This window comes from Streptosporangium sp. NPDC006013, from assembly GCF_040614275.1.
GTDB lineage: Bacteria > Actinomycetota > Actinomycetes > Streptosporangiales > Streptosporangiaceae > Streptosporangium.
Genome location: NZ_JBEXUE010000325.1, coordinates 1 through 11,586, shown reverse-complemented (window position 1 = coordinate 11,586; position 11,586 = coordinate 1). Strand labels below are relative to the sequence as shown.

At 70.0% G+C, this 11,586-nt stretch carries 11 protein-coding genes and 1 pseudogene; 9 read left to right on the top strand and 3 right to left on the bottom strand.

What is annotated here, in order from left to right; genetic code table 11:
- Positions 1–81 precede the first annotated feature (81 nt).
- Positions 82–915: an AMP-binding protein gene (locus ABZ260_RS35570; RefSeq protein ID WP_355626417.1), complete on the bottom strand. Its 834-nt coding sequence runs from the start codon at positions 913–915 to the stop codon at positions 82–84.
- A 520-nt stretch (positions 916–1,435) separates the two neighbouring features.
- Between ABZ260_RS35570 and ABZ260_RS35565 the strand changes: the two are divergent.
- The 7 genes and pseudogenes from ABZ260_RS35565 to ABZ260_RS35535 all read left to right on the top strand — a co-directional run.
- Positions 1,436–1,888: pseudogene (locus ABZ260_RS35565) on the top strand (prephenate dehydrogenase dimerization domain-containing protein); the annotation flags it as partial.
- Positions 1,889–2,069: 181 nt separating this feature from the next.
- Positions 2,070–2,705: a (d)CMP kinase gene (gene cmk, locus ABZ260_RS35560; protein WP_355626416.1), complete on the top strand. Its 636-nt coding sequence runs from the start codon at positions 2,070–2,072 to the stop codon at positions 2,703–2,705.
- The gene (gene der / locus ABZ260_RS35555; protein WP_350922619.1) at positions 2,702–4,132 is read left to right on the top strand and encodes a ribosome biogenesis GTPase Der; all 1,431 of its coding nucleotides are present in this window, start codon (positions 2,702–2,704) and stop codon (positions 4,130–4,132) included. The genes cmk and der overlap by 4 nt, the downstream gene beginning before the upstream one ends.
- 340 nt (positions 4,133–4,472) lie before the next feature.
- On the top strand, positions 4,473–5,015 hold the full coding sequence (locus tag ABZ260_RS35550; protein WP_355626414.1) for an RICIN domain-containing protein: 543 nt from the start codon (positions 4,473–4,475) through the stop codon (positions 5,013–5,015).
- Between the two features lie 140 nt (positions 5,016–5,155).
- A complete protein-coding gene (locus ABZ260_RS35545) occupies positions 5,156–5,698 on the top strand; it encodes an RICIN domain-containing protein (RefSeq protein ID WP_355626412.1) in 543 nt (180 codons plus the stop codon).
- A 140-nt stretch (positions 5,699–5,838) separates the two neighbouring features.
- On the top strand, positions 5,839–6,378 hold the full coding sequence (locus ABZ260_RS35540; protein WP_355626410.1) for an RICIN domain-containing protein: 540 nt from the start codon (positions 5,839–5,841) through the stop codon (positions 6,376–6,378).
- Between the two features lie 141 nt (positions 6,379–6,519).
- Positions 6,520–7,068, top strand: coding sequence for an RICIN domain-containing protein (locus tag ABZ260_RS35535; protein ID WP_355626408.1), 549 nt, complete (start codon positions 6,520–6,522; stop codon positions 7,066–7,068).
- 142 nt (positions 7,069–7,210) lie between these two features.
- Here the strand turns inward: ABZ260_RS35535 and ABZ260_RS35530 are convergent, their stop codons facing one another.
- Positions 7,211–8,365, bottom strand: a complete 1,155-nt coding sequence (locus ABZ260_RS35530; RefSeq protein WP_355626407.1) for an SIS domain-containing protein — start codon at positions 8,363–8,365, stop codon at positions 7,211–7,213.
- On the bottom strand, positions 8,362–9,657 hold the full coding sequence (locus tag ABZ260_RS35525; protein ID WP_355626405.1) for a D-tagatose-bisphosphate aldolase, class II, non-catalytic subunit: 1,296 nt from the start codon (positions 9,655–9,657) through the stop codon (positions 8,362–8,364). Before ABZ260_RS35525 ends, ABZ260_RS35530 begins: the two co-directional genes overlap by 4 nt.
- Before the next feature lie 122 nt (positions 9,658–9,779).
- Between ABZ260_RS35525 and ABZ260_RS35520 the strand changes: the two genes are divergently transcribed.
- Both ABZ260_RS35520 and ABZ260_RS35515 read left to right on the top strand, forming a co-directional pair.
- Positions 9,780–10,550: a GntR family transcriptional regulator gene (locus ABZ260_RS35520; RefSeq protein WP_355626403.1), complete on the top strand. Its 771-nt coding sequence runs from the start codon at positions 9,780–9,782 to the stop codon at positions 10,548–10,550.
- Between the two features lie 145 nt (positions 10,551–10,695).
- On the top strand, positions 10,696–11,586 hold an 891-nt coding region (locus tag ABZ260_RS35515; protein WP_355626401.1), incomplete at its 3' end, for a Gfo/Idh/MocA family oxidoreductase.

The following is an 11,586-nucleotide window of genomic DNA, read 5'->3' as shown; positions in this document are numbered from 1 at the left end:
GGGAGCAACAGAGCGGCGAGTGCCCTGCCGACCGTCATGCGGGTACGCTTCAATTTCCTGAGCCTCTTCTTCAGGGGGGTGTCAGGACAGGGCGGTCGCGATCACCGAGGGGGGCAGCAGCACGGCGTTCACCTCGCGCCCGGACAGGCACCTGCTCAGCGCCCGGCCGACGAGGATGTTCCCGGCCTCCGGTACGCACAGGGTGCCGCCGGAGGTCAGCGTGGTGAACACCTCCCAGACCCAGGCGTCGAAGGTCGGCGGCGCGAACTGCAGCAGCCGCGTGCCGGGACCGATGCCCAGCTCGGGGGCGAGGGCCGTGACCAGGTTGCACGCGCCGGAGTGCTCAAGCAGCACCCCCTTGGGCAGGCCGGTCGAGCCCGAGGTGTAGATCATGTATGCGAGGTCGCGCGGTCCGGCGGGGCTGACCGGGGCGGTCACGCCCTGGTCGCTCAGGTCGAGGTCGAGGCGGCGCCCCCCGCTCCGCGGCAGTTCGCGAAGGATCTCCCCGGTGCTCACCAGGACGGCCGCCGCCGCGTCGGACAGCAGGTACTCCAGCCTGGCGGCAGGCTGGGCCGGGTCGAGTGCCAGGAACGCGCCGCCCGCGTACAGCACCCCGGCCACGACCGTGACCAGGCGGGCCGAGCGGGGCAGGCAGATCGCGGTCACCGTGCCCGGGCCCACCCCCTCGGCGGCCAGCCGGCCAGCCAGCTTCCGGGCGCGCTCGTCCAGCTCGCGGTAGGTGAGCCGCCCGTCGTCGCCGTCCACCGCCGTCGCGCCGGGGGTGCACCCGGCCTGCGCGGCGATCAGTACGGCCAGGGTGGAGTCCGGGTCCACGGTCACCGGTGGGCCGGTAAGAGGACCGGAGCACTCGTCCAGCGGCAGGTCGAGCACCGGCCGGGCGGGGAAGCGGGACATCTCACCGAGCAGCCGGATCAGGCGGACGGCCATCAGCCGGATCGTGGCGTGGTCGAAGACGTCGACGGCGTAGGTGAGGGTCGCCCGCAGCCGCTCATCGCCGCCTTCGGGAAGGGAAGCCTCGCTGTCCCCGCCCTCGCGGCCCCTGCCCGACGCCTCCGTGGTGAGGCGCAGGTCCAGGTCGCGGGCCGTCCACGGGGTGACGGCGTCCGGGGCGTCGAGCGGTTCCAGGCGCAGGCCCGCCGCCTCGTGCGTGACGGGATGGGGCACGACGCCGTACGTCACGTCGAACAGCGAGCCCCGGCTGGGGGTGCGGGGCGGGGCGACGGCGGCGACCACGTCCTGCAGTGGCAGCCGATGCCGCCGGGCGTCGCCGACGGCTCGCTCCAGGCGGGCGGAGAGGGCGGCGAGGTCGGGGTCGCCGGACAGGTCCACGCACACCGGGAGGAAGTCATCCAGCGGCCCCACTGTCCCGGAGAATTCGTTCGGCTCCCCGCCGAGCGGCCCCGAGACGCGGCCGGGGGTACGCGACGTCACCCGCATCGCGGCGGGCGACCCGAGGCTGTGGACCGGGATCCTGTCGGGCAACGCGCTGCCGGTGGCCGAGGTGCTGGAGGCGGTGGCGGCCGACCTGGCCGCCGCGGCCGCCGCGCTCAGGGAGGCCGCCGATCCCGAGGCCATGGCCCGCGTCACCGAACTGCTGCACCGGGGCGTCACGGGCACCGGCAGGATCCCCGGCAAGCACGGAGGTCCCGCGCGCGCCTACGCGACGGTCCAGGTCATCATCGGTGACCGCCCCGGCGAGCTGGCCCGGCTGTTCCAGGTGGCCAAGGAGGCGGGCGTCAACATCGAGGACGTCCGGCTTGAGCACGCCCCCGGCCTGCCGCTGGGCGCCGCCGATCTCTCGGTGCAGCCGGAGGCGGTGCCGAGGCTGTCCGAGGCCCTGCGCGCGCACGGCTGGCACCTGCCGTAGGCGCCTGCCGCACTCCGTGCCCGGACCGTCATGATCGTCCGGGACGGTCTGCCGCAGGGTCCACCCCCTGCGGCGGCCCGTTCGCTCGATGCGCGGTTCCTGCCCGGCTCCCGGTAGCCTCGTACGGACAACTGAAGCGGGCTGCAAGGGAGAAGGCGTCGTGACCGGACTGGTCGTCGCCATGGACGGTCCTTCGGGATCGGGCAAGTCGAGCGCGTCACGAGGGGTGGCGCGGGCGCTGGGGCTGCGTTATCTCGATACCGGGGCGATGTACCGGGCGATCACCTGGTGGATGCTCCAGCGGGGCGTCGACCTCGCCGACCCCGGGGCGATCGCGGCCGGGGCGATAGACCCGATCCTCACCCTGGGCACCGACCCCGACGCCCCCACGGTGGCGGTCGACGGCGTCGACGCCGCCGGGCCGATCCGCACCGCCGAGGTCACCGCGGCCGTCTCGGCGGTCAGCGCGGTGCCCGAGGTACGGCGCCGCCTGGTGGCCGAGCAGCGTGAGATCATCGGCTCCGGCGGCATCGTCGTCGAGGGCCGTGACATCGGCACGGTTGTGGCGCCCGACGCGGTGGTCAAGATCTACCTGACCGCGAGCGCGGACGCCAGGGCGCTGCGTCGTACGGCGGAGCTCACCGGCACCACGGTGGAGGTACAGCGGGCCGCGATGGCCCGCCGGGACACCCTTGACTCGACCAGGAAGGCAGACCCGCTGGCGAAGGCGGCCGACGCCGTCGAGCTCGACACCACGGCGCTGAACCTCGAAGAGGTCATCGCCGAAATACTGCGTGTGATTAAGGAAAAGGCGTGACCGGGGAATACGACGACGACAACGGCTGGATCGACGCGGAGCTCGCCGATTCAGGGACCGATTACAGCTCTCAGGAGGCGGGGCCGGACACCGCCCCGCAGCCGGTCGTGGCCGTGGTGGGCCGCCCCAACGTGGGCAAGTCCACACTGGTCAACCGGATCATCGGCCGCCGCGAGGCGGTCGTGGAGGACGTGCCGGGGGTGACCCGCGACCGGGTCACCTACGACGCCACCTGGCGCGGGCGCCGGTTCACGGTGGTCGACACCGGCGGGTGGGACCCCGACGCGACCGGTATGGCGCTGAAGATCGCCGAGCAGGCCCAGGTGGCGGCCGAGCTGGCCGATGTGATCCTGTTCGTGGTCGACGCCGTGGTGGGCGTGACCGACGCGGACGAGATCGTCGGCCATGTGCTGCGCGGGTCGGGCAAGCCGGTCATCCTCGCCGCCAACAAGGTCGACAACCAGCAGATGGAGCTGGAGGCGGCCGGGCTCTGGTCTCTCGGCCTGGGTGAGCCGCAGCCGGTCTCCGCGCTGCACGGCCGCTCCAGCGGTGACCTGCTGGACGTGATCCTCGAAAAGCTGCCGGACACGCCCGAGCAGCGGTTCGGCGCCGAGCGCGGGCCGCGCCGGGTCGCCCTGGTCGGCAAGCCCAACGTGGGCAAGTCCTCGCTGCTGAACCAGCTCGCCGGCCAGGAGCGGGTGCTCGTCGACCCGATGGCGGGCACCACCCGCGACCCGGTGGACGAACTGGTCGAACTCGGCGGCAAGACCTGGCGCTTCGTCGACACCGCCGGCATCCGGCGGCGTGACCGCGAGCTCAAGGGCGCCGACTTCTACGCGAGCATGCGCACCAGGGCCGCGCTGGAGCGCTCGGAGATCGCGGTGGTGCTCATCGACGCCAGCGAGGTGCTGACCGAGCAGGACCTGCGGATCATCTCGCTGGTGATCGAGTCCGGCCGGTGCATGGTCGTGGCGTTCAACAAGTGGGACCTGCTGGACGAGGACCGCCGCTACTACCTGGAAAAGGAGATCGACCGCCAGCTCGTCCGCGTGCCGTGGGCGCTGCGGGCCAACATCTCCGCCAAGACCGGCTGGCACGTCGACCGGCTCGTCCCGGCGATCGAGAAGGCGCTCGACTCCTGGTCGACCCGGGTGCCCACCGCCCGCCTCAACGCCTTCCTGACCGACCTGGTCGCGGCCACCCCGCCGCCGGTCCGCAGCGGCAAGCAGCCCAAGATCCTCTTCGCCACCCAGGCGTCGACGGAGCCGCCGAAGTTCGTGCTGTTCACCTCGGGCTTCCTGGAGGAGACCTACCGCCGCTTCATCGAGCGCCGGATCCGCGAGGAGTTCGGCTTCGCCGGATCACCCATCGAGGTCACCATGAAGATCCGCGAGAAGCGGCAGGGGCAGGGGCAGAAGAAGAAGTAAGGGACCCCATCACGAACGGCCCGGCCCACGCCGGGCCGTTCGTTGTTTCCGGGTCCTGCCGGGAGGCCTTTTCCCGCCTGGTGCGCGGCCGGGGCCCGGCACTCGCCGTGCCCCCGCCCTGTTTTTGATCTTGAGTCGGAAGCTGTTCCGCGCTCGTGGACGGACTCCCGACGCCTCTGCCGGCCGTCGCGTGTCGCCCGGAGACGCCTGCCCCGCCATCGTCGGCGAGACGCCGCCGGGGGGCGACACGAGTTGATTGCTCAGCGTAGTTGGTCGCTACGTTGGGTGATTCGTGTTATCAAGGGTTTGTTGATCTTTAAGGAGCATCTCGGGAGGTTCGATGGGACTCGTTGGCGCCGGTCAGGTCCTGGTTCTGGCCGCGACCCTGCTTGCCGTCCCGATCGGCGGCGCGTCGGAGGCGGATGTCGTGGCCGCCGGTGCGGCGGAGCGGGGTGAAGGCAGGTTCACGGCCAACCTGGTGGCCCGGCACAGCGGCAAGTGCCTGGATGTGCAGAACGGCGAGATGGAGGACGGGGCCAACGTCCAGCAGTGGACCTGTGGCGACAAGGGAAACCAGGAGTGGAGTCTGACGGCGACAGGCGGTGGCTACTACACCCTTAAGGCCGCGCACAGTGGCAAGTGCCTGGACGTGCTGGGCGGCAGCGTGAGCATCGGGGCCGGCATCCGGCAGTGGACCTGCCTGGTCGGGGCCCGCAACCAGGAGTGGGGGCTCAGTCAGAGGAGCGACGGTTACTTCGTCCTGGTGGCCCGGCACAGCGGCAAGTGTCTGCAGGTGATGGACAGTGACATACGTGACGGCGCTCGCGTCCGGCAGTGGACCTGCGTCAGGGGACGGGCGAGCCAGGAGTGGCGGCTGGCGTGAGTCGACGGCGTGGACTCGCCTGGGCTTGAGGGGCCCGGGGGTGCGACACGAGTTGATTACCTAACGTAGCCGATCGCTACGGTGGGTGATTCGCGTTATCGAGGGTTTGTTGATCTTTAGGGAGTATCTCGGGAGGTTCGATGGGACTCGTTGGCGCCGGTCAGGTCCTGGCTCTCGCTGTATCCCTGCTTGTCGCCCCGATCGCCGGGGTGTCGGAGGCGGATGTCGTGGCCGCTGGCGCGCCGGGGCGGGCCGGGGATGTGCTCGTGGCCCCCCTGGTGGTCCGGCACAGTGGCAAGTGTCTGGACGTGGCGGCCGACGGGAAGGGGGGCGGAGTCAGTGTCCAGCAGTGGACCTGCGACGGGAGGAAAAGTCAGGAGTGGAGCCTGAAGAAGACGGACAACGGCTACTACACCGTTCGGGCCACGCACGGCGGCCAGTGCCTGGACGTGGTGAACGGTGACAGGCGCAGTGGGGCCCACGTCCAGCAGTGGACCTGCATGCCCAGAGCCCGCAACCAGGAGTGGTGGCTCGGTCGGAGGACCAGCGGTTACTTCGTGCTGGTGGCCCGGCACAGTGGCAAGTGCCTGGACGTGCAGGGCGCTGGAACGGAGAACGGGGCCGGCGTTCGGCAGTGGGCCTGTGTCAGGGGGCGGGCGAGCCAGGAGTGGCGGCTTGCCTGAGTGGGGTTTCCGCCGGTGGTGATGGTCGGTCATTCGGGGGCGCGACACGATATCGATTACTTGGTGTAGCTGTTCGCTGCGTTGGGTGATTCGTGTTATCAAGGGTTTGTTGATCTTTAGGGAGTATCTCGGGAGGCTCGATGAGACTTTTTCGCGCCGGCCAGGTGTTTGTCCTGGCGGCGGCCCTGCTCGCGGCCCCGTCGGCCGCACGGGCGTCGGCCGGCGGGGCCGCTGGTGCGCGGGAGGGGCTCCGGGCCAAGTTCACCGCGATCCTGGTGGCCCGGCACAGCGGCAAGTGCCTGGATGTGCTGCATTCCGCGATGGAGGACGGGGCCGACGTCCAGCAGCGGACCTGTGATGGTGGCGCCAATCAGGAGTGGAACCTGACGACGACCAACGGTGGTTACTACACCGTTCAGGCCGTGCACAGTGGCAAGTGCCTGCATGTGGTGGACGGTGACCTGCGCAACGGGGCCAACATCCGGCAGTGGACCTGCGTGAGCGGGCGCTACAGCGAGGAGTGGCGGCTCAGTCAGCGGGCCAACGGTTACTTCGTGCTGGTGGCCCGGCACAGTGGCAAGTGCCTGGACATGCAGGGGGGCGGGACGGGGGATGGGACCAATGCCCTGCAGTGGACCTGTGTCAGGGGGCGGGCGAGCCAGGAGTGGCGGCTTGCCTGAGTGGGGTTTCCGCCGGTGGTGATGGTCGGTCATTCGGGGGCGCGACACGATATCGATTACTTGGTGTAGCTGTTCGCTACGTTGGGTGATTCGTGTTATCAAGGGTTTGTTGATCTTTAGGGAGTGCCTCGGGGAGGCTCGATGAGACTTTTTCACGCCGGCCAGGTGTTTGTCCTGGCGGCGGCCCTGCTCGCGGCCCCGTCGGCCGCGCGGGCGTCAGCCGACGGGGCCGCCGGTGTGCGAGAGGGGCTCCGGGCCAAGTTCACCGCGATCCTGGTGACCCGGCACAGCGACAAGTGCCTGGACGTGTTCACCCTGAGTGATGAGCTGAAGTTGGGGACCGATGTCCAGCAGTGGCCCTGCAGCGCCGACCATGAGGGCCAGGTGTGGAACCTGACGGCGACCAGTGACGGCTACTACAACTTCAGGGACGTGAGCAGCGGCCTGTGCATGGAGGTGGTGCCGACCGACAGGCACAGCGGCGCCAGCCTCCAGTTGTGGACCTGCATCCCCGGACATGGCAACCAGGAGTGGAAGCTCGTCCAGCGGGACAACGGTTACTTCGCGGTCGTGGTCCGGCACACCGGTATGTGCCTGGAGGTGCAGAACGGTCTGATCCTGGACGGGGCCAACGTCAAGCAGGTGAGGTGTGTCAGGGGGCGGAATAACCAGGAGTGGCGGCTCGCCTGAGGCGCCCCACGTGGTCGCGGGTCAGGCGTTGGCCGGGGTGTCGAGCAGCCAGGAAAAGGGGAACTCGCCGTCGTGGGCCGCTCCGTCGAGGAAGGCGTGCCATTCGTCTTGGCGTCCCGGTCAACGCCGTGCTGCTGTGATGTCAGTGCTGCAACCGGTGCAGGGTGACACCTTGCACCACTCGGTTGACCTCGCCCGAAGGGAACGGGTTGTCGGGCCGAGTTCCTCGGAGCACAGCGGCGTTGAGGCCGATGAGCTGGGCACATACGACGGCGGGCAGGGCCAGCGCCGCGTCCTCGATGTCCTCGACACCGTGGAGCAGCCAGTTCCCCTCGTCCGGCGTGCCGTCGGTCCCGGCTTCGATCGCGATAACACTGCCGGGCGCCATGGTCGAGCGTAGTTCTGCGACGATGTCCAGGTCGTACTGGCGGGTGTATGGATCGTTCGACACGTACACGATCACGACGGTGCGCTCACTCAGCACGGCCTTGGGGCCGTGGCGGAATCCCAGGGCGGAGTCCGAGGTCGTGATGATCGCCCCGCCGGTCAGCTCGAGCGCCTTCAGCGCCGACTCCGCGGCCAGCCCCCTGAGAGCCCCGCTGCCCAGGTAGACGATCCGTTCGGGATCGCGGGCCAGTAGCGCGCCGATGTTCTTGTCGAAGATGCCGTCCTGCGTGATCCGCTCGGCTGCCCGGGCCAGCCGCTCCGCGACACCGGCATAGGCGGTTCCACCGAGGGCGAGCAGGGCGGCAAGCGTCATTCCGGTGAAACTCGATGTCATCGCGAAGCCACGGTCATTGGAGGCGGGCGGCATCAGGAGCACACACGAGGTGGTCCTCCCGGAATGTTCCCGAGCCAGCCGCCCCTCCTCGTTGCAGGTGATCACGAGGTGGTGCACATCCGACAGGCACTGCTCGGCGAGTTCGGTGGCCGCGAGGCTCTCCGGGCTGTCCCCGGACCGGGCGAAGGAGACGAGGAGGGTCGGCGGATCCTCGGCGAAGCAGCCTCGCGGGTCGGCGACGATGTCCGTGGTGGACACGGCGTCGACTCGCCGCCCGAGCCGCCGCGCCAGTGTCGTGGCCAGTACCTGTCCCGCGAAGCCCGAGGTACCGGCGCCGGTGAGCACCACGCGCAGGTGGTCGCGAGCCATCAGCGGCTGGAGGAAGCCGTCGAGCGTGGCCCGGGAGGCGGCGACGATACCGTCAATATCCCGCCAGACGCCGGGCTGCTGCATGATCTCGCGAACAGTGTCACTGGCCCCGGGGGTGCGAGCCAGGGCGCCGGGAAGGCCGGTCACGAATACTCCTTGTGGCGGGGATCGCACGCGCGGTCGTAGTCGCGCAGCACATCGCGGATGCGGTCGATCACCAACGCCCGCGGCTTCGCGGCGAGTTCCCCGCGGCGAACGCGCGCGTACTGATTGGGCAGATAGGCACTGAGGAGCGGCAGGGGGATGTCCCGCGCCGCGAGGTTGCCGAGGAGCCGCTCCTGCGCTTCGGTCACCTCGGGATCCGGCCAGTAGTAGCGCAGCCGGTCGCTGTAGCTGTAGCGCCGGGCGAGGCGCCGCTCAGTGTCGTCGCTCGGGTAGTAGTCCTCCCAGCGGTCGGGCTCGGCGAGCATCCGCTGTTCGACGGCCTCGGGCAGTCGGGACCGTTCGCCCACGGGCACCAGTTCGTCCTCGATGGCTGCGAGAGCGAACAGCGCCTCACGGAGCGCAAAGGTCAGACCGGGGCCGACCTTGAGGACGGCCCAGTGGTCCTTGACCAGTGCTGTGAGTGCTTCGGCCAGTTGGTAGTCGGTCGAGTGCGCCTCGAACGCCATGGTGGGCTCCTCGTTGAGGACCGCTCCGAGCTCCGCGGTCCTCTCCGGTCGGTAGTCGATCACCCGCTGATGGTCGAACTCCACGCCCGGCTGGACGACGAGTGCCATGACGCGGGGCCAGACGTCCTCAAGTCCGTGCCCGGCGAACGCCTCGCGGTGACGTTCCAGGGTCGCCCGTGCGGCCTGCGCCGAGGTGGGCATGAGTTCGTTCAGCGTTTCGTGAGCGCCACCGGGCGTCGGCACCTCTGTTCCGATCACGTAGCGGATCCGGGCGGCGCCGCGTTCCCCCGCCGTGTCCTCGGCCACACGGATCAGCCGGGCGGCGCGCTCGGCGACCACGTCGTCGGTGAGCGGCGTGGGGTCGCCCGCGCAGGGGAAGCTGCAGTCCAGGTGGATTTTGGTGAAACCGGCCGCGACGTAGGCGGCGACAAGGGCTTCGGCCCGCTCCATCGCCTGGTCCGGTGGCAGTGCGCGCCACCGATTGGGGCCAAGGTGGTCACCGCCGAGGATGACGCGGTCCAGCGGTAGACCCTGTTCGGCGGCGATGGCGTACACCAGGTCACGGAAGTCGTCGGGCCGCATGCCCGTGTAACCGCCGTACTGGTCAACCTGGTTGGAGGTCGCCTCCACCAGGACCTGCCTCCCGGTTTCGCGCGCCTGGAGCACAGCCGCCTCGATCACCAGCGGATGCGCCGAACAGACGGAGGCGATGCCCCTGGGCTCACCTGCCTTCTGACGCTGGACCACCTCGTCCAACAAGCTCCACATGATCCGCTCCTGTTCTTGCCCCACGTTCCGGGTCGCGGCGCGTTCTTACAGCTGGCGACAAGCTGGAACAGTACTGGCCTGGTTTTTGGTCGTCAATGGCCAGAATCTGGTACGGTTCTGGTATGGATTGCTCGAATGCACCCTCCTTCCCCAAAGGCCTGCTGAGCGATGACGCCCTGCCCCGCTATGTCCAGGTCGCCGCACGGCTTTGGGATGACATCTCGGCCCGCGGCGCCAGGACGGGGGACCGGCTGCCATCGGAACGGAGTCTGGCCACCCGATACGAGGTGTCGCGGGAAACACTGCGCGCCGCTCTGGCCGAACTGGCGGGCCGGGGCCTGCTTGAGTCCGCCGCGGCCCGCGGCTGGTTCGTCGCTGGAAGTAGCCAGGCCGTCACACCGACGGGCGGGCACACAGTGGAGGGGTTCGCCGACTATGCCCTGAAGCACGGCCTGGCCACCCGCAGCCAAGTACTGGAATCGGGAACCAGGCCGGCGACTGTAGATGAGGCCGAGACGCTGCGCATCGGCCCGGGCGCCGCGCTGTTCGAGCTGCGGCGACTGCGTTTCCTCGACGACCTCGTCGTCGTACTGGAGCACAACCGGGTGCCTTTGACGCTCTGTCCCGCGCTGGCCGACACCGACTTCACCGCTGCGTCGCTCTACGCGACCCTGCGAAGCGCCGATCCGGCGCAGCTCCCCCGGGTCGCGGACTACTCGGTGGAGGCACGGCAGCCCGAGACTCAGGAGCGGGATCTGCTGGAGATCAAGGATGGGACTCCGGTGCTGGTCGCCGAGCAGCTCTCCTTCAACCAGGACGGGCGGCCGCTCGAACTGACGGTGCAGGTCTACCGAGGGGACCGCTACCGCTTCCGGGCTTCCATCACCGACTGACAGATGAGAATGTGACGCGGTGACGCTGCCGGTTGGCTATGGGGAGGAGCAGCCAGGGGCAGGGATCGCGCCCGGCGCCGCAGGAGGATCGCCGCTCGGCCCGTGAGATACGGTCGGTAGTTCTCTCACCGACCAGGAGAATGTCGTGCGCATCGCCATCGCCGGACTGGCCACCAGCCACCCCTACACCGACGCCCGCATCCTCGCCTCCCGCGCCGGCCTCATTGTGTGGGAGGAGGACCAGGCCCGGCTGGCCCGCTTCACGGAGGAACACCCCGCGGCCGAGGTCGCCGACGGGCTGGACGACCTGCTCGCCGCTCGCCCCGACGGGGTGGTGCTGACCGTGCCCAACCCGGGGGTGGCTCCCGCGCTCGCCCGGGTGCTGGCGGCGGACCTGCCGTGCTTCGTCAACAAGCCGGCCGCCGCGACCGCCGCCCAGCTCGCCGCCGTCGACGTGGTGGCCTCCTCGCGGCCCGAGCTGGTGCTGTCCACCTCGGTGCTGCGTTTCGCGCCCGCCTTCACCGCCCTGGTGGCCGAGGACCTCGGGGAGGTGCTCTCGGTGCGGGCCACCGTACGGCACGACGTGGGCCTGTGGGCGGGCGGCCACAACCCGTGGCAGGACGACCCGGCCGTGGGCGGCGGCACGATGGTGACGATAGGCGTGCACGGCGTGGAGCTGCTGGTCGCCCTTCTCGGCCCCGCCGTAAGGCTGGCCGGGGCGGCAGCCGCCACCCGCTGCTACACCGCTCTGAAGTCGGAGGACACCGGCGTCATGGCGCTGGCCTGGGAGAACGGCGCCGTCGGCGCCGTGGAGGTCATCGGGGTCACCGACGAGGAGTCTTACACGGTCAGCGTCCACACGCGCACCGGCACCCGCGAGGTCGTGGTGGAGCCTGGCGCCGACCCCCTCTCCGGCCTGGGCTACCGGGGCACCGTGGAGGCGTTTTTGGCCATGGTGGGCGGTGCCCCGAGCCCGGTGCCCTGGGAGCAGACCAGGGCCGTACTCGGCATGCTGGTGTCCGCCCGCGAGGCCTGC